The sequence below is a fragment of the Candidatus Latescibacterota bacterium genome, assembly GCA_020633725.1.
In the GTDB taxonomy this organism is placed as follows: Bacteria; Krumholzibacteriota; Krumholzibacteriia; order JACNKJ01; family JACNKJ01; genus VGXI01.
Map to the genome: position 1 here is coordinate 352,839 of JACKDC010000001.1, position 18,366 is coordinate 371,204.

Sequence of the window (18,366 nt, forward strand, 5' to 3'; positions counted from 1 at the left end):
CAAGCGAGGACAGCATGCGTGATTTCAGTCGGGTGGAGAAGGCCATCGCGGTGATCGCCGCCGGCGGCATGGTGGTGGTGGTCGACGACCAGGACCGCGAGAACGAGGGCGATCTCATCATGGCCGCGGAGAAGGTCACGCCGGCGGCCGTGAACTTCTTCGCGACGCACGGCCGCGGGCTCATCTGCGCGCCGGCCGACGGCCCTCTACTCGAGCGTCTCGACCTGCACCCCATGGTGGAGAACAACACCGCGCTCATGCACACGCCGTTCACGGTGAGCGTGGACGCGCGCGAGGGCGCGAGCACAGGCATCAGCACGGCCGACCGCGCGCTGACGGTGCGGCTCCTGGCCGACCCCGGCACCTGCGCCGAGGACCTGGCGCGGCCCGGACACATCTTCCCGCTCGCCGCCGTGGGCGGCGGCGTCCTGCGCCGCGCCGGGCACACCGAGGCCGCCGTCGACCTGGCCCGCCTCGCCGGCCTGCGGCCCGTCGGCATGCTCTGCGAGATCCTCAACGAGGACGGCAGCATGGCCCGCCGCCCGGATCTCGAGCGCTTCTGCCAGGCGCACGACCTGGTGCTGATCACCATCGAGGAGCTCATCGCCTACCGGCACAGCCGCGAGCGGCTGGTGAAGGAAGTGGTGCGCGTGGATCTGCCCACGCGGCTCGGCGAGTTCCGCCTCGTGCTCTTCGAGAGCGTGGTGGACGGCAGCCAGCACGCCGCGCTGATCAAGGGCGATCCGGCGGCCGAGCCCGACACGCTGGTGCGCGTGCACAGCCAGTGCTTCACGGGCGACGTCCTGGGCAGCCGCCGCTGCGACTGCGGCGAGCAGCGCGATCTGGCCATGCAGCGCATCGAGGCGCACGGCCACGGCGTCTTCCTCTACATGACCCAGGAGGGGCGCGGCATCGGCCTCGCCAACAAGCTCCGCGCCTACCGGCTGCAGGAGCAGGGGATGGACACGGTGGAGGCCAACCATCACCTGGGCTTCAAGGCGGACCTGCGCGACTACGGCATCGGCGCGCAGATCCTGGCGGAGCTGGGGCTCAGCCGCATCCGCCTGCTGACCAACAACCCGCGCAAGATCGTGGGGCTCGAGGCCTACGGACTCGAGATCGTCGAGCGTCTCCCCCTGGAGGTGCCGCCGCGCGGCGAGAACGAGCGTTACCTGGCCGCGAAGAAGGCGAAGCTCGGCCACCTGCTGGACTTGCTCTAGGACATCGCGGCGACGGCATTTTGCACTTGAACGGCGAGGCCGGGGCGGTGACCCTGGCGCGACACAGGAGGTAGGGACGTGATTCTGGAAGGTCAGCTGGGAGCCGACGGGCTGCGCGTGGCGCTGGTGGTGAGCCGCTTCAACGCGTTCCTGGTGGACAAGCTCGTGGACGGCGCCCGGGACTGCCTGCGCCGCCACGGCGCGAGCGACGAGGCCATCACCGAGATCAAGGTGCCCGGCAGCTTCGAGCTGCCCTACGCCGCCAAGCTGGCCGCCGAGAGCGGCCGCTACGACGCGGTGATCTGCCTGGGCGCGGTGATCCGCGGCGGGACGCCGCACTTCGAGTTCGTGGCCGCCGAGGCCGCGAAGGGCGTGGCCCAGGTGGGCCTGCAGACCGGCGTGCCGACGCTCTTCGGCGTCCTCACCACGGACACGCTCGAGCAGGCCATCGAGCGCAGCGGCAGCAAGGGCGGCAACAAGGGCTGGGAGGCGGCGCTGGCCGCCATCGAGCTGGCCGACCTGCGACGCAAGCTCGGCGCCTGACCGTGGGCCGCCGTCGAAAGGCCAGGGAACTGGCCCTGCAGAGCCTCTACGAGCTGGAGGCGCCGGGCAAGGACCCGGGGGCCGTGCTGCGCGACCAGGCCGACCGCCGGGGCAGCGCCGACGAGACCCGCGACTACGCGGGGCGGCTCGTCACCTGGGTGCGCGCGGACGAGCGCGCGCTCGACGCGGCGCTGTCCGAGCGCCTGCGGAACTGGGACCTCGACCGGGTGAGCCTGCTGCTGCGGCTCATCCTGCGCCAGTCGCTGGCGGAGAGCCGCCACGCCCCCGAGGTGCCGGCGCGCGTGATCCTCGACGAGGCCGTCGAACTCGCCCGCAAGTACGACAGCGAGGAGGGCGCGAGCTTCGCCAACGGGCTGCTGGCCGCGCTGCTGAGCGACGAGCGCCCAGGGGAGCTGGCCGAGGGCGGTCGCGCGTGAGTCCGGGGCGGGAGAGTCGCCGCGAGCACTGGGATCGCTTCTGGGACGCGCAGCCGGTGGAGGACGTCTACGAGGCCGTGGGCGCCTTGCACGAGGAGCTCGCGCGGCATCTCGACCTGAACGGCGCCCGCGTGCTCGAAGTGGGCGCCGGCAGCGGCCGCGACTCGCTGGCTCTCGCCGCCCGCGGCGCGCGGGTGACGGTGCTCGACTACTCCGAGTCCGCGCTGGCCGCCACGCGGCGGGCGCTGGGCCGGCTGCGGATCGAGGGGCCGTCCCCCTGGCTCCTGCGCGGGAACGCCCTCGAACTCCCCTTCGCCGACGGCAGCTTCGACGCGGTCTTCCACCAGGGACTCCTCGAGCACTTCCGCGATCCGCTGCCGCTGCTGCGCGAGAACCTGCGCGTGCTCGCGCCGGGCGGCGTCCTGCTGGTGGACGTGCCCCAGCGCTGGCATCCCTACACGCCCGCGAAGCGCCTGCTCATCGCCCTGGACCGCTGGTTCGCGGGCTGGGAGTGCTCCTTCAGCGCGCGCGAGCTGGAGCACCTGCTCGACGGCCTCGGCCTCGAGCGGATCTGCAGCTACGGTGCGTGGCCGGAGCCCGGGCTCGTCTATCGCGTGCTGCGGCGCGCGGCCGGCAGGCTGGGACTCCGCCTGCCGATGTACCCGCCGCCCTTTCCCGTGCTGGGCCAGCTCGCGAACGCGTTCAAGCGCGGTCAGCGCTACCGCCGCCTGGGGCAGTACACGGCCATGGTGGTGGGCGTGGTGGCGCGCCGGCCGGCCACCGTCACACCGTCCGAAAGCAAGGCGCGGACCGCGTGAGCGCGCCGCTGCGCATCCTCGCCGTCAACTGGCGCGATCGCAAGAACCCCGAGGCGGGCGGCGCCGAGACGCACCTGCACGAGATCCTCGAGCGTCTTGCCGCGCGGGGGCACGCGGTCACCCTGCTGGCGGCGGGTTGGCCCGGCGCCGCGCGCGAGGAGCGCTACGCGGGGCTGCGGGTGCTGCGCGCGGGCGGCCCCCTCACCGCCAACTACGCCCTCGCCTGGCTCGCCCGCCGGCTGCTGGCACGCGAGTCCTTCGACGTGCTGCTGGAGGACGTCAACAAGATCCCCTTCTTCCTGCCCTGGATCAGCGACCTGCCGCACCTGCTCGTGGTGCCGCACCTCTTCGGCGCCACCGTGTTCCGCGAGACGAACCCGCTCTTCGGGGCCTACGTCTTCCTGCCCGAGCTGCTGATACCGTCCGCCTACCGCGCGAGCCGTGTGCTGGCCATCAGCGAGAGCACCAAGGACGACCTGGTCCGCCGCGGTCTCGATCCAGCCCGCATCGCCGTGAGTCACTGCGGCTTCGACGCGGGGCCCTACGATCTCGCCGCGCCGCCGCCGCGGGACGCGTCGCCGCGGCTCGTCCACCTGGGACGCCTCCGCCGCTACAAGGGCGCCGACCTCGTGCTGCGCGCCTTCGCGAAGGTTCGCGCCGAGGAGCCCGCGGCGCGGCTCGACATGGTGGGCGGGGGGCCGGAGCTGCCCGCGCTGGAGCGCCTGGCGTCGAGCCTGGGCGTGACCGGGGCCGTGACCTTCCACGGCCATCTGCCCCTGCCGGCGATGGTGGACCTGCTCTACCGCTGCCATCTCTTCCTGAATGCCAGCCCCAAGGAGGGCTGGGGTCTCACCGTGATCGAGGCCGGCGCCTGCGGCGTGCCCTGCGTGGCGGCCAACTCGCCGGGCCTGCGCGAGTCCGTGCAGGACGGCGTGACCGGCGTGCTCGTCCCCTACGGCGACGTGGACGCCATGGCGAGGGCGTCGCTGGCCCTGCTCCGCGACGAGTCCCGCCGCGCCGCCATGGGCGAGGCCGCGGCCGTGCGCGCGCGCGGCTTCCACTGGGATCGCAGCGCCGCCGACGCCGAGGCCCTCCTGCAGGCGCTGCGCGACGAGGGGCGCGGAGGCGCCCGGTGAACGCCGCCGCGGACGAGCGCGGCCGGCAGCGCCTGCTGCTCGTCCTGAAGCTGGTCTTCACGGCGGTCCTGCTCTGGCTGCTCGTCACGCGGATTTCGCTGGGCCAGGCCCTCTCGCTGCTCGGCGAGGCGCGGCTCCTGCCCATGGTGGGCGCGCTGGCGGTGTTCATCCTCAGCGTGCTGGCCGGCGCCTGGCAGTGGGGGCAGCTGCTGGAGGCGCTGGGCATCTCCCTGGGCGGGCGCAAGCTGCTCGAGCTCTACTGGGTCGGGCTCTTCTTCAACAACTTCATGCCCGGCAATCTGGGCGGCGACGTGGTGAAGGTCGTGGACCTCAGCCGCGCCGCGCGCGACCCCGTGGCCTCGGCCACCGCCACGCTGGCCGACCGCATCACCGGCCTCAGCGCGCTGGCCGCCCTGGCCCTGGCGGCGGCCTGGCGTCTCGGCGCGGAGTCGGAGCTGGCGTCGCTGGCCCGCGGCGTGCTGCTGGGCAGCGCTCTCTTCCTGCTGCTGGCGCTGCTCTTCCTGGTGGGACCCTTCTTTCGCCCCCTCCGCGTGCTGGGGGAGCGCTGGGGGATGCTGAAGCCGGGCGGCCTGCCGGCGCACATCCTCGAGCAGCTGCGCCGGGTGCGGCGCCGGCGGGGGCTCCTGCTGCGGCTCTTCGTCTTCTCCCTGGGCGTGCAGGCGCTGCGGGTGGCCGTTCACTACCTCGTGGGGCGGTCGCTGCTGGGCGACGCCTGCCCGGCGGCCGGAGACTTCTTCCTGGTCATCCCGCCGCTGGCGTTCGCGCTGACCCTGCCCATCACCCTGGGCGGGCTGGGGCTGCGGGAGGGGCTGGCGCTGCCGCTCTTCGCGCCGCTGGGGGTGAGCGGGGAGGGGGCCGTGGCCATCGAGTTCCTGGCCTACCTGCTCATGCTCGCCGTCAGCCTGGTGGGGGGGCTGCTCTTCCTGCTGCGGCGGGGGGGCGGGGGCGTCCGGCCGGCGTCCTCGGGCCCCGGCGAGGCTTCCTAGCGGGCCGAAAAAGCGGTTGCGCGCCGGGGAACTTTCGGGCAGGATCCCGCTATATTTCCTGTAATTTCAGTCTCTTAATCAGCGCGGATGCACATGGCAAAGCGACATCCTCTCCTGCTGGCCGGCGGCATCGTGGCCTTTCTGCTGCCGCTGGTCGTCTATGGGCTCACCATGTCCCCGACGCTCAACTTCTGGGACTGCGGCGAGTTCATCACCTGCGGCTACATCCTGGGCATCCCGCATCCGCCGGCCACGCCGATGTTCGTGCTGGTGGCGCGCCTGGCCAGCGTGATGCCCTTCGGCGAGAGCGTCGCCCACAGGATCAACTTCATGAGCGGGCTCTTCGGGGCCCTGGCCGCGCTGTTCATCTACCTGCTGACGCTGCGCATGACGGCGGCCTGGCGCGAGGGCGACGAGGCCCCGCCGGCCTGGATCCGCGCGGCGGGTGGCCTGGTGGCGACCTTCTTCATCGCCTTCAGCGACACCTTCTGGATCAACTCCATCGAGGCCGAGGTCTACGCGCTGAGCGCCTTCCTGATGGGCTTCGTGCTTTACCTGGCCCTGGACTGGGCCAAGCACGCCGACCAGCCCCGGGGCAACGCGCTCGTCTACCTGATCCTCTACCTGCTGAGCCTGGCCGTGGGCTTCCACCTGGGCACGGTGCTGGTCTTTCCCGGCTTCTTCGTGCTGGCGCTGCTGATCCGGGAGAAGAGCTTCACCGACCTGGACCTCTGGCTGGTGGGCGCGGCGCTGGCGCTCTTCCTGGGCAGCACGATCCTGCACATGCCGGACACGCTGCTGGTGGTGGGGACCCTCGCCATCCTGGCCGCGGGGGTCTGGCTGGCGCTGCCCACGCGCTACGGCGGCCGGGGGCACCGGCCCTTCGTGCTCTACTCGCTGGCGCTCTTCGCGCTGGGCTTGAGCGTGCACGTCTTCCTGCTCATCCGGGCGGGGCAGCACCCGGCGATCAACGAGGCGGATCCGGCCAACTGGGCGAACCTCTGGGCGGTGCTGCGCCGCGAGCAGTATCCCTTCCAGCTGCCGACGGAGCGCAAGGCGGCGCTCGCCTGGCAGTTCGGACACTTCTTCCACTACCTGGGCGCGCAGTTCCGCATGCCGGGCGAGGCGGCCTTCTCGCTGGGCAGCTTCCAGTTCCACGCGGGGCGGGCGCTGACGGCGATCCCCCTGGGCCTCGGGATGCTGGGGATGCTGATCCAGTGGTTCCGCGAGAAGAAGCACTGGGCGGCGCTGTTCACCGTGCTCATCATCAACACGCTGGGCCTGGTGCTCTTCCTGAACTTCAGCGACCAGGAAGTGCGCGAGCGCGACTACTTCTACGCGAACGGGTTCTACTACTACGCGGTGTTCATCGGCCTGGGGACGGTGGGCCTGCTGGACTCGCTGCGGCGCGAGCGGAAGCGCGCGCTCTGGGCGGGGCTGCTGGCCGTGGTGCTGGTGATCGCCTCGCTGGGCCCCTTGAAGCAGCACTGGTTCACGCACGACCGCAGCCAGAACCTGATCGCGCGCGACTACGCCTACAACATGCTGGAGCCGCTGGAGCCGAACGCGGTGATCTTCACCAACGGCGACAACGACACCTTCCCGCTCTGGTACATCCAGGAGGTGGAGGGCTTCCGCAAGGACGTCCGCGTGGTCAACCTGAGCCTGCTCAACACGGCCTGGTACATGCAGCAGCTTCGCGACGACCCGCCGCAGGTGCCCATCGCCTGGCAGAACGCCGACCTCGACGAGGTCGCCACCCACTACTACCGGCTCGAGGACGGCCGCATCATCCAGCCGCGCGACGAGGTGATCAACCACCTCTTCATCACCGCCCAGAAGCGCGGCTGGGAGAAGACGCCGTTCTACTTCGCCGTCACGATTCCGCGCGAGACGCTCGAGCCCTACCTGCCCTACTGCAGCATGGAGGGCATGGTCTACCGGATGACGCTCACCGAGGGCAAGGACCAGGTGAACATCCCCAAGCTCGAGGAGAACCTGGAGCACGTCTTCGAGTGGCGGGGCATCTTCACCGACGGCCCCAGCAGCGAGGGCGAGGCCTGGCAGGAGTCGGCGGACTCGGCGAGCATCCTGAGCAAGGTGCCGCCGCCGGACGACCCCGGCCTCACGCTCCCGAGCTTCTACAAGGAGCCCACGATCACGCACCTGATCCAGAACTACGCCGCGGCCTGGAGCCGTCTGGCCATCGAGCTGGATCGCGAGGGGCCCGGCCTGACGCCGGATCCCGAGGGCGCGGTGCGGGCGATGGAGATGGCGAGTCTGATCCGCGAGGACCTGACGCCCGTGGTGCTCTACCTCGGCTACCTCTACATGAAGAACGGCGAGCCCGAGCGCGCGATGAGCACCTACGAGCACTACCTGGAGCGGGAGCCGGACAACTGGCAGCTCTGGGCGCGCTACGCGCAGGCGGCCGAAGGGGCGGACGACAGGCAGCGCGTGGTGCAGGCGCTGCGCCAGGTGATCGCGATCAACCCGGACTACGAGCCGGCCTACCTGTCCCTGGTGGACTACGTGGTGAGCTACTTCCCGTCGGTGCAGAACCTGCGCAACCTGCGCGAGCAGCTGGCGCAGTACATGGTGCGCAATCCCGACAACACGTCCATCCGCGAGCGGCTGCGCCTGCTCGACGAGGTTCTCGCCGGCGAGTCGCCCTCGGCGTCGCCCGACTCGGGAGGAGCGACACCGTGAGCGCCAACGACCGCGTGCTGGTCACCGGGGCGGCCGGCTTCATCGGCTCGCAGATCGTGGAGCGCCTCCTCGACGAGGGACGCGACGTGGTGGGCATCGACTGCCTCACCGACTACTACGATCCCGCCCGCAAGCGCCGCAACCTCGAGCGCGCGCTGACGAACCCGCGCTACCGCTTCGTGCAGGAGGACCTGGTGGAGACGGACCTCGCCGCCCTGCTGCAGGGCTGCGGGCTCGTCTTCCACGAGGCCGCCCAGGCCGGCGTGCGCGCGAGCTGGGGCGCGGAGTTCGACATCTACCTGCACTGCAACCTCGCCGCGACGCAGCGGCTGCTGGAAGCCTGCAAGGGGCGGGACATCAAGCTGGTCTACGCCAGCTCCAGCTCGGTCTACGGCGCCACGGCCGACCTGCCCATGCGCGAAACGAGCCTGCCGCGCCCGTTCAGCCCCTACGGCGTGACCAAGCTCGCGGCCGAGCAGCTGGTGGATCTCTACCGGCTCAACTTCGGCCTGCGGGCCACGGCGCTGCGCTACTTCACGGTCTATGGACCGCGGCAGCGGCCGGACATGGGCTTCTCCAAGTTCATCGCGGCGGGGCTCACGGGCCAGGCGCTGCCCATCTACGGCGACGGCAGCCAGACGCGGGACTTCACCTTCATCGCGGACATCGTGGAGGCCAACCTGCGCGCGGCGGCCTACGACGGGCCGCAGTACGTCTTCAACGCCGGTGGCGGCAGCCGCGTCGAGCTGCGCGAGGCGCTGCGGATCCTCGAGCGCGCGCTGGGCCGGCCGCTCAATCTGGACTTCCGCGAGAAGCAGGACGGCGACGTCCCCGACACGCTCGCCGACGCCACCCGCATCACCGAGGAGCTGGGCTTCACGCCCCGCATCCCCCTCGCCGACGGCCTCGCCGCCCAGGTGGCCTGGACACGGGAGATGGAGGGCTCGGGGTGAAGCTGAGCGTGCTCGTCCCCGCCTACGACGAGGCCGAGAGTCTGCCCGCGCTGGTCGACGGCATCGCCGCCGCCTGCGAGGCCGCCGGCCTCACCCCCTACGAGATCCTGGTGGTGGACGACGGCAGCACGGACGGCACGGCGCAGGTCCTCGAGACGCTCGCCGAGGCGCGTCCGCAGCTCGGCATCCTGCGCATGGGACGCAACTACGGCAAGAGCGCCGCCCTGTCGGAGGGCTTTCGCCGCGTGCGCGGCGACGTGGTGGTCACCATGGACGCGGACCTGCAGGACGACCCCGCCGAACTGCCACGTCTCGTGGCCGCGCTCGACGAGCGCCAGCTCGACCTGGTGAGCGGATGGAAGCGCGAGCGCAAGGACCCCGTGAGCAAGACCGTCCCCAGCAAGCTCTGGAACGCGCTGGTGCGACGCGTGTCCGGGCTGCCGCTGCACGACTTCAACTGCGGCTTCAAGGCCTACCGCCGCGAGGTGACCGAGACCCTGCGCGTCTACGGCGAGATGCACCGCTACCTGCCGGTACTCGCCGGCTGGGAGGGCTTCCGCGTGGGCGAGCTGGCCGTGAAACACCACGCGCGTCCCTATGGCAAGAGCAAGTACGGTGGGCGCCGCTTCCTCAACGGCATCTTCGACCTGCTCACGATCACCTTCATCGCGCGGCGCTCGTCCGCGCCGCTGCACTTCTTCGGGCGGGTGGCCTTCTGGCTGCTGGTCGTCGGTACGGCCATCAACCTGTACTTCGGCGCCGTCTGGCTCGCCACGGGAGCGCTTCGCGTGCGCCCGCTGCTCATCCTCGGCCTGATCCTGCTGGTGCTGGGCTTCCAGTTCGCCTCGCTGGGCCTGCTGGGCGAGCTCATGATTCATCTGCGGGGGGACGAGGAGCGGCGGCGCATCGCCCGGGAGCGTCCACCGCGTGATGTCTGAGCGCGAAACGCCTCGGCGGCGCGTGGGCCTCGTGGTCCTCAACTGGAACGGCGGCGAGGTGCTGCCGGCCTGCCTGGCCAGCCTCGACGCCGCCGTGACCCACAGCCGGCACGCCGTGACGCGACTCCTGGTGGACAACGCCTCCACCGACGGCTCCGCCGACGCCGCGCTGCGCACCCATCCCCAGTGGGAGCTGCTGCGGCTGGACAGCAATCGCCGCTTCGCCGGCGGCATGAATGCGGGGCTGCAGCTGCTGCTCGCGCGCGACCTCGACCACGTCTGCGTGCTGAACAACGACACCGAGGCGGACCCGGACCTGCTGGATCCGCTGGTCGACGCCCTGGAGCAGTACCCCCGGGCCGGCGGCGTCTGCCCCCGCATCCACTACGCGGACCCGCGCGACCGGATGTGGTACGCTGGGGGGGCGGTGAGCCGCTTCAGCACCGTGAGCCGTCACCTGGGCCTGCGCAAGCCGGCCGCCGGGCGTTGGCTCGTGCCCGCCGAGACCGGTTACCTCACGGGCTGCTGCCTGATGGGCCGCGGCGAGTTCTGGCGGAGCACGGGCGGCTTCGACGAGAGCTTCGGCCTCTACGCCGAGGACGTGGACCTGTCCCTGCGCGCCCGCGCCCTGGGCTGGGGGCTGCGCTACGCGCCCGCCGCCCTGCTCTACCACCGCGTGGGCTTTGCCAGCGGCGGGGGCCTGGCGGCGACGAAGCTGCGCGCCCAGCGCAAGGCGGTGCTGCACCTGCTGCGTCGCCACGTGCCCGCCTGGCGGCGTCCCCTGGCGCTCGCGGCCTGGGGGCTGCACGTCCTGCGCGGCGCGCTGGCCGCGAGGCTGCGCGGAGAGCGGGGCGTCGGCGGCGCGCTCGTGCGCGCCATGGGCTCGGGCGGCGGCGAAACGGGTCCGAAGCAGAGCAGGGAGAGGAGCGCGTGAGCGAGTCCACCGGCAACGGCCGCCTGACGGCCTTCCTCACCCTGCGCGGCGGCTGGGGCGGCCTCGCCGCGGCGCTGCTCTACGCCGCGCTGCTGGCGCTGCTCTTTCCGGAGGGCGTCTTCCACGGGCAGGTCTTCGTGAGCCCGGACAGCGTGGCGCCGCAGGGCTTCGCGGACTACGTGGCGCGCGAGGGCATCGCCCCGGGCGACGCGCTGTGGAACCCCTTCATCTTCGGCGGCATGCCCGCCTACGCCTCGCTCGCCCACGACCGCAATCTCTACCCGCCGGGGCCGCTGCTGCGCGGCCTCAGCGCCATCCACCTGCTGCCGCCGCTGGGCTGGCTGCTGGCGCACTACCTGTGGCTGGGCCTGGGCGTCTTCCTCTTCCTGCGTCGACGTGGCGTGCGGCCCTACCTCGCCTGGCTGGCGGGGGCGTGGTTCGTGCTGCTGCCGCCGCAGGTGGCGATCGGCGCGCACGGTCACGGCAGCAAGGTGATGACGCTCGCCTGGCTCCCCTGGGCGCTGCTCTTCGTCGACCGCCTGCTCGACCGGCGCCGCGCGCTGATGGACGCCGGCCTCTTCGGGCTCTCTCTCGCGGGACTGCTGCTGGCCGGGCACATCCAGGTGGCCTACTACGCGCTGCTCACCCTGGGGCTCTTCGCGCTGGGCCGCCTCGTCCTGATCGCCCGCCGCGAGGGGCCGGCGCGCGCGCTCGCCCCGCTGGCCCTGGGCCTCGCCGCGCTGGCGCTGGCGGGCGCGGCGAGCCTGCCCCTCTACGGACCGGTCAAGGAGTACAGCGCGCACTCGATTCGCGGGGCCGCCGAGGCGGGGGCCAGCTACGACTACGCCACGGGCTGGAGCCTGGCGCCCGCCGAGTGGAGCACCTTCCTCTGGCCGGCCAGCTGGGGCTTTGGCGCCGAGAGCTACTTCGGCCGCATGCCGCTGACGGACTACGGCAACGCGCTCGGCATCCTGCCCCTGCTCGCGGCCGTGCCGCTGTTCTGGCGCCGCCGGCCGCGCGCCTTCGACGTCTTCTTCCTCGCCCTGGCGCTCGCCGCCACGCTCGTGGCCGCGGGACGCTTCCTGCCGGCGGTCTACCGCCCGCTCTACGAGCATCTGCCGGGCTTCGGCCGCTTCCGCGTGCCGGTGATGATCCTCCTGCTCCAGCAGCTCGCCGTGGCGACGCTCATGGCCCGCGGCCTCGAGCTGGCGCTGCGGGAGTCGACGGCCCTGTCGCGGCTGCGTCTCCTGCTCGCCGCCGGCGCGGCCGCCATGCTGATCAGCGCCGCCGTGCTGCCCGGAAGGGTGGAGGACCGCGCCCGGCAGACCCTCGCCGCGCGCTACAGCAGCCAGCTCGCGCGGGTGTCGCCGCAGCAGGCGCGCGACTTCGTGGACGGTCTCGCCGCCCTGCCCGCGGGCTGGGTGCGCGACGACGCGCTGCGCGCCGGCCTCCTGCTCCTGCCCGTGCTCGCCGCGCTCGAGCTGCGGCGTCGCCGTGGCGTCCGCGGCGCGATGGCGTCGAGCTGGGAGCGGACCGACCTGCTCCTCGCCGCCGCCCTGCTGCTCGCCGTGCTGGGCGACCTGCTGCCGCAGGACGGGCGCGTCCTTCACCCGGCCGCGCACTGGCCGACGCGCCGGGGCGTGGAGCTGTGGGGCGAGCGCGAGCCCGCGGCCGAACGCCTGCCCGCGCGCACGCTCGACTACCTGGAGCGCAACCTCGATCACCAGCGCTTCTACGCCTTGCCCGGCAGTCCCTTCGCCGCCAACGGGGCCGCCGCCGCGGGACTGGCCAGCCTGGGCGGCTATCACGCCGCCAAGCTCGCGCTCGCGGACTCGGTGCTGAAGGCGCTGCCCACGGCCGGTCCCGAGCTGCTGGATCGCTTCGCGGTGAGCACCCTGATCGCGCCGCGCGGCACGCAGCTGGGCGCGGGCTTCCCGCCGGCGCCGGGCGCGGAGGGTTGCGAGGAGGCGGTCTTCGTCAATCCCGGCGCGCTGGGACGCCTGCGGCTCGCCGACCGCGCCGCCGTGGAGCCGCCGGCCGCGAGCCGGCAGCGGCTCTTCGCGGGTCGCGCGGAGCCGGGCCTCGTCTACGTGGACGCTCCGCCCGATCCCGCGCCCGCCCCGGGCGACGGCCCTCCCGGCGCGGTGGAACGGGTCGAGTGGGCGCTCGACACGGTGGACTGCAGCGTGCGCCTGGACCGGCCGGCGCTGCTGGTGCTCGCGGACATGGCCTACCCCGGCTGGCGCGTGAGCGTGGACGGCGCCGAGCGTCCCCTGCTGACGGCCGACGGCCTCCTGCGCGCCGTGGGCCTGGCCGCGGGCGAGCACGCGGTGCGCTTCGAGTTCGCGCCGCCGCGGCTCGCCGCTTTCCGCTGGCTGGGACGTGCCGCGTGGGCGCTGTTGCTGCTGCTGAGCGCGGCGGGCGGGCTGCTGGCGCGGCCGCGCCGGCAGGAACGGGAGGGGACGGCGTGAACGGGCAGAGCCTCGTCATCATTCCCACCTACAACGAGCGCGAGAACATCGACGCGATCATCGCGGCGGTGCTCGCCATCGACCCGGGTCTGGGCGTGCTCGTGGTGGACGACAGCTCGCCGGACGGCACGGCGGAGCTCGTGAAGGCCCGCCCCGAGCTGGACACACGGGTCTTCCTGCTGAGCCGGCCTGGCAAGATGGGACTGGGCAGCGCCTACATCGCGGGCTTCCAGTGGGCCCTGGCGCGCCCCGACGTGGCCCGGATCTTCGAGATGGACGCGGACTTCTCCCACAACCCCGAGGACCTGCGCCGCTTCCTGCGCGAGATCGACAGCCACGATCTCGTGCTGGGCAGCCGCTACCTCGACGGCGTCACCGTGGTCAACTGGCCGTTGCGCCGGCTGGTGCTGAGCCTGGGCGCGAACATCTACACGCGCATCGTCACCGGCATGCCGATCAAGGACGCCACCGGCGGCTTCAAGTGCTTCCGCCGCGAGGTGCTGGAGTCCATCCCCCTCGAGCGGGTGCGCAGCGACGGCTACAGCTTCCAGATCGAGCTGAACTACCAGGCCTGGAAGCGCGGCTTCAAGATCAAGGAGATCCCCATCGTCTTCACGGATCGCCGCGTGGGCGTGAGCAAGATGAACCGGCGGATCATCTGGGAGGCCGTGTGGATGGTCTGGCGTCTGCGCTTCACGCGACTGCGGGGCGGACGCTGGCAGGGGGCGTCGCGGTGAAGACGATCTCCGTCATCTACGTGAGCTACAACTCCGGCGAGGAGATCCTCGCGAGCGTGAAGAGCCTCCGGGAAGCGGGCAGCCGCCACGCGCTCGAGGTGATCGCGGTGGACAACGCCAGCCGCGACGACTCCGCCGCCCGCCTGGCCGAGGCCCCGCACCTGACGCTGCTCCAGAACCCGATGAACCTGGGCTACGCGCGCGCGGTGAACCTGGGGCTCACGGCCGCCACCGGCGACTACGTGCTGGTGCTGAACCCGGACGTCACCGTGCGCCCCGGCGCCGTCGACGCGCTGGTGGAGTTCATGGACGCCCATCCCCGCGCGGGCATCGCCGGCGCGAAGCTGCTCAACGAGGACGGCACGCTGCAGCACTCCTGCCGCAGCTTCTACACCTTCTGGACCGTGCTGCTGCGGCGCACGCCGCTGGGGAAGCTGTTCCCGAAGAGCCGCGCGCTGCGCCACCATCTCATGCTCGACTTCGACCACGCCTCCGAGCGCGCGGTGGACTGGGTGCTCGGAGCCTGCATGATGGTGCGCCGGCAGGCCGTGGCCGAGGTGGGCCCCATGGACCCGCGCTTCTTCCTCTACTTCGAGGACGTGGACTGGTGCTACCGCATGCAGACGCGCGGGTGGGAGGTGTGGTACGTCCCCGGCGCCGTGATGAACCACGTGCACAAGCGCGCCAGCGCGCGGAATCCCTTCAGCCGCAGCCTGGTGGCGCACATCACGAGCTTCGTGCACTACACCGAGAAGTGGAACCCGGCCGCCTACCTGCTCAAGCGCTATCGCAACCTGTTCAAGGTGCTGACGCTCCTCGTCCTCGACGTCGCCGGCGCGGGCGCGGCCTACCTCGCCGCGATCGCGCTGCGCCGCAGCTTCCACCTGGACTACTTCATCGCCGAGCCGTACCAGCGCTTCTCGCTGCTGTACTTCGTCATCCTCCTCGGCACCTACTACCTGTCGGGGCTCTACCGCAGCAGCCGCCGCGAGAGCGCGAGCGAGGAGCTGCTCGCCCTGGGCAAGGCCGGCGTGCTGGCGGGCGTGGTGCTCATGAGCAGCACCTTCCTGAGCAAGGAGCGGATCGTCTCGCGCGCGGTGGTGCTCGCCAGCGTGCTCCTCGCCGTGCTGCTCACCTGGCTGCTGCGCGGCGGCCTGCGCGCGCTGCACCGCGTGCTGCTGCGCTACCACTTCGACTTGCGTCGGCTCCTGCTCGTGGGCACGGCGGTGGAGGCGTCCGCGCTGGAGCAGCGCCTGCTGCGGCACCCGGAGCTGGGCCTGGAGATGGTGGGGCGCATCGCGGTCGGCGAGAGCGAGATGGAGCGCCGCGGCGCGCTCGGCGGTCCCGCGGACCTCGAGCGGGTGAGCGCGGCGGAGCGGGTGCAGGAGATCGTGGTGGCGCCGAGCGGGGCGGGACTGCCGTCGCTGGCCACGGCCCTGATCTGGTGCCGGGCGCGGAGCATCGACCTGCGCCTGCTCAGCGACCTGGCCGGCATGGTGGGCCGGGGCGCGCGCGCCGAGGACTTTCTCGGCCTGCCCGCCGTGGCCTACCGCATGGCCGGCCTCTACCCGCTGGAGCGGGCGTTCAAGCGGCTGGCGGACCTGGTCGTGGGGCTCGCGGGGCTCGTCTTGACCCTGCTTCCCGGCCTGGTGCATCTTGGAGTGAGTCGCGGGGCGAGGAGGCTCCGCGTGGAGGTGCTGGGACGTCACGGGCGGCCGACGCGCCTCACCCTGGTCCTGCGCCGGGACGGTCGCCCGGCGCCCGACGTTCTCAACCCCTGGGCATTCGCGGCAGTGCTCGCAGGCGGACTGAGCCTGGTGGGGCCCATGCCCCGACGCGCGCTGCCCGCGCCGCCGCCGGACCTGGGCGCGCTGCTGACGCTGCGCCCCGGGCTGACCGGCGCCTGGCGCCGTCGCGGGCGGGTGGACGCGGCCGACGAGGCCCGTCAACTCGACCTCTTCTATCTGCGCAACTGGAGCCTGGGGCTCGACCTCCAGCTCTGGCTGGAGACCCTGGGCGCCCAGCTGCGCGGCGACCATCCCGCCTTCCTCCTCGCGCGGTTGCGCGGGGAGGAGGCCACGCGCCCGACGGCAGCGGCCGCGCCGGGCGAGAAAGGACTCGCGTGAGCAAGCAGCACAGCCTCCCCCTGCTCCTGCTGGCGATGCTCCTGTCGACGAGCGCGGCGACGTCGCGCGCCGAAGACCACTGGTCCGTGTGGGCGGACCCCAGCCGCGTGCGCGCCTTCGCGCTCGACGGCGACGCCGTCTGGGCCGGCGGCCGCGGCGGCCTGGTGCGGATCACGCCGGCCACGGGCGACGTGGAGGCGGTCACCACGGCCGAGGGCCTGGCGGGCATCGACGTGATGGACCTGCTCATGCAGGACGGCGAACTGTGGGTGGCCATGGCCACCGAGGGGCTGCAGCGCTATCGTCCGGGCGCGGCCGACCCCTGGTTCCGCTTCCAGACCTTCCCGCAGGGCCTGGCCTCCGACGCCGTGCAGTGCCTCGCCGGCGGTCCCGCCGGCGGCGTCTGGTACGGCAGCGACAAGGGCTACGGCGTCATCGTCGACGGCCAGCATCAGCGGCTCTGGAACGAGCTGAACGGACTCTCCAATCCCGACGTGCGCGCACTGGCCTTCGCTGGCGACACGCTGGTGGTGGGCACGGCGGCCGGGCTCTACCGCATGGACCCCGGGGCGAACCCGGTGGCCGTGGCGGGCGCGCCGACGTCGACGATCACGGACGTTGCCGTGGTCGCCGACAGCGTGTGGGTCGTGGCCGGCGGGGCGTTGCACCGGGATCGTCTGGCGGGTACTGACGCCTGGCCGGCGCTAGCGTCGCCGGTAGCGGGCCTCGAAGTGAAGGCGCTGGCGGCCGTGGGCGAGGGCTTGGTGGTCACGTTGGGAGAGTCGGGAACGAGTGGCAGGGCGGATCGAGTCTTTCTCTACAGCGCCGGCGCGGGGTGGACCGACATCAGCGCGGGCCTTCCGAACAACTTCTATCCCGCGTACAGCACGCTCGCCTATGACGCGGTGCTCGCGGGCCCCGGTGGCGATATCTGGGTGGGCGGAACCGTCGACGGCGCCCTGGGACCGGGTGCCGTGCACTACGCCGGCGGCAGTTGGACGCACCATCCCCTCAACGCGAGCCCGGCGGGCGCGGAGTACAACAGCATGGCGCTGGCGCCCTCCGGCAATCTGTGGGCGAACAGCACCGTGGCCGGCGCCATGTTCGACGGCCAGCGTTGGACGCGCTATCCCTCGGGCAGCTTCTCGGGCGGCGTTCCACGGTTCAGCCTCGACGTGCTCGAAGACAGCCAGGGCTGGGTGTGGTTCAATCGCTACACGCATCGCTTCCTGCGCGTCGAGCTCAGCAGCCTGACCGAGGAGATCATCACGGGCGACGGCGTGTCGATCACACGAATGCTGGAAGACGCGCAGGGCAACCGCTGGTTCTGCCGGGACAACAACGATGTCCAGACCGGCCTGTCGGTGTTCACTGCGGACGACACCTGGATCCACTACGACCTCGGCTCCGGGCTGCCGTCGCTCACGATCGACGACATCGCCTTCCTGTCGACCCGGCGCGTGGCGCTGCTCTGCCGCGGCGCGGGGCTCTGGATCTGGGACCACGCCGGCACGCTGGACAACACCGACGACGACACCTGGTGGGGCGAGGGCGCGGGTCTCGAGGACGACGATGGCCTTCTCGAGGCGGGAACGCTCTTCTCGAGCCTCACCGACGATCGCCGCGGCGGACTCTGGGTCGGCCAGGGCAACGGCCTGGTGCGCGTGGTTCCGTCCAGCGGCGGCTACCGTGTGGTGACGCGCCTGGGCGCCAAGACCACCTTCACCGACGGCCTGATCGGCGTGAGCGTTGCCTGCGTGGCGGGCGCCCCGGACGGCAGCGTCTGGGTGGGCACGGATCTCGGACTCACGCATGCGGCGCTGACCCTCGAGAACAGCGGCGGCCAGGAGTTGCTGCGCTGGACGCTCCAGAGCTACACCACCGAGACCGGCCGCCAGCAGGCGGGCACTGATCTCTTCGGCAGCGAGACGCTCGCGCCCTTGCCGTCGGGCAACGTGCGCCGCGTGCTGGTTGGCGACGACGGGGACACGATCTGGCTGGGTACCACGTCTGGGGTGGCGCGCCTCACCTTCAGCCCCGACGCGGCGCCGGATCCGTCCCTCGTGGACGCGGCGTGGATCTACCCCAACCCCGCGCGGCTCGCGCTCGGCCACCAGGCCGTGCGCCTGGGCGGGATCGAGCAGCCGGTCACGGCGACGGTCTACAACCTCGAAGGCCAGCTCGTGAAGGAGTCGGGCGAGGTCCAGCCCGGCGGGGTGCTCTGGGACATGACCACGCGCTTCGGCTCGCGCGCGGTGAGCGGCACCTACATCCTGAGGCTCGAGACGCAGGGGCACGTGGCGCTGCGCGAGCTGGTCGTGGTGCGCTAGGGGACAC

14 protein-coding genes are annotated in these 18,366 nt (G+C 72.2%); all 14 read left to right on the plus strand.

Going from position 1 to position 18,366, the window contains the following annotated elements:
• Positions 1-14: 14 nt before the first annotated feature.
• A complete protein-coding gene (locus tag H6693_01550) occupies positions 15-1,220 on the plus strand; it encodes a bifunctional 3,4-dihydroxy-2-butanone-4-phosphate synthase/GTP cyclohydrolase II (protein ID MCB9514858.1) in 1,206 nt (401 codons plus the stop codon).
• Positions 1,221-1,298: 78 nt separating this feature from the next.
• Positions 1,299-1,763 (plus strand): 6,7-dimethyl-8-ribityllumazine synthase, encoded by a 465-nt coding sequence (locus tag H6693_01555; protein MCB9514859.1) that lies wholly within the window; start codon positions 1,299-1,301, stop codon positions 1,761-1,763.
• 2 nt (positions 1,764-1,765) lie between these two features.
• Positions 1,766-2,200 (plus strand): transcription antitermination factor NusB, encoded by a 435-nt coding sequence (gene nusB, locus H6693_01560; GenBank protein MCB9514860.1) that lies wholly within the window; start codon positions 1,766-1,768, stop codon positions 2,198-2,200.
• Positions 2,197-3,018: a class I SAM-dependent methyltransferase gene (locus tag H6693_01565; protein ID MCB9514861.1), complete on the plus strand. Its 822-nt coding sequence runs from the start codon at positions 2,197-2,199 to the stop codon at positions 3,016-3,018. The genes nusB and H6693_01565 overlap by 4 nt, the downstream gene beginning before the upstream one ends.
• Positions 3,015-4,154 carry a glycosyltransferase family 4 protein gene (locus tag H6693_01570; GenBank protein ID MCB9514862.1) on the plus strand — a complete coding sequence of 380 codons (1,140 nt, stop codon included), beginning with the start codon at positions 3,015-3,017 and terminating at the stop codon, positions 4,152-4,154. The genes H6693_01565 and H6693_01570 overlap by 4 nt, the downstream gene beginning before the upstream one ends.
• Entirely contained in the window at positions 4,151-5,161 is a 1,011-nt protein-coding gene (locus H6693_01575) for a flippase-like domain-containing protein (protein ID MCB9514863.1), read from the plus strand. The genes H6693_01570 and H6693_01575 overlap by 4 nt, the downstream gene beginning before the upstream one ends.
• 93 nt (positions 5,162-5,254) lie before the next feature.
• On the plus strand, positions 5,255-7,870 hold the full coding sequence (locus tag H6693_01580; GenBank protein ID MCB9514864.1) for a DUF2723 domain-containing protein: 2,616 nt from the start codon (positions 5,255-5,257) through the stop codon (positions 7,868-7,870).
• Positions 7,867-8,823: an NAD-dependent epimerase/dehydratase family protein gene (locus tag H6693_01585; protein MCB9514865.1), complete on the plus strand. Its 957-nt coding sequence runs from the start codon at positions 7,867-7,869 to the stop codon at positions 8,821-8,823. The genes H6693_01580 and H6693_01585 overlap by 4 nt, the downstream gene beginning before the upstream one ends.
• Positions 8,793-9,761, plus strand: a complete 969-nt coding sequence (locus tag H6693_01590) for a glycosyltransferase family 2 protein (protein ID MCB9514866.1) — start codon at positions 8,793-8,795, stop codon at positions 9,759-9,761. The genes H6693_01585 and H6693_01590 overlap by 31 nt, the downstream gene beginning before the upstream one ends.
• Positions 9,754-10,695, plus strand: a complete 942-nt coding sequence (locus H6693_01595) for a glycosyltransferase family 2 protein (GenBank protein ID MCB9514867.1) — start codon at positions 9,754-9,756, stop codon at positions 10,693-10,695. Before H6693_01590 ends, H6693_01595 begins: the two co-directional genes overlap by 8 nt.
• Entirely contained in the window at positions 10,692-13,166 is a 2,475-nt protein-coding gene (locus H6693_01600) for a hypothetical protein (GenBank protein ID MCB9514868.1), read from the plus strand. The genes H6693_01595 and H6693_01600 overlap by 4 nt, the downstream gene beginning before the upstream one ends.
• Complete coding sequence (locus tag H6693_01605) at positions 13,163-13,903, plus strand: polyprenol monophosphomannose synthase (protein ID MCB9514869.1); 741 nt, start codon at positions 13,163-13,165, stop codon at positions 13,901-13,903. Before H6693_01600 ends, H6693_01605 begins: the two co-directional genes overlap by 4 nt.
• The gene (locus tag H6693_01610; protein MCB9514870.1) at positions 13,900-16,029 is read left to right on the plus strand and encodes a glycosyltransferase; all 2,130 of its coding nucleotides are present in this window, start codon (positions 13,900-13,902) and stop codon (positions 16,027-16,029) included. The genes H6693_01605 and H6693_01610 overlap by 4 nt, the downstream gene beginning before the upstream one ends.
• The gene (locus H6693_01615) at positions 16,026-18,359 is read left to right on the plus strand and encodes a T9SS type A sorting domain-containing protein (GenBank protein MCB9514871.1); all 2,334 of its coding nucleotides are present in this window, start codon (positions 16,026-16,028) and stop codon (positions 18,357-18,359) included. The genes H6693_01610 and H6693_01615 overlap by 4 nt, the downstream gene beginning before the upstream one ends.
• Positions 18,360-18,366 lie beyond the last annotated feature (7 nt).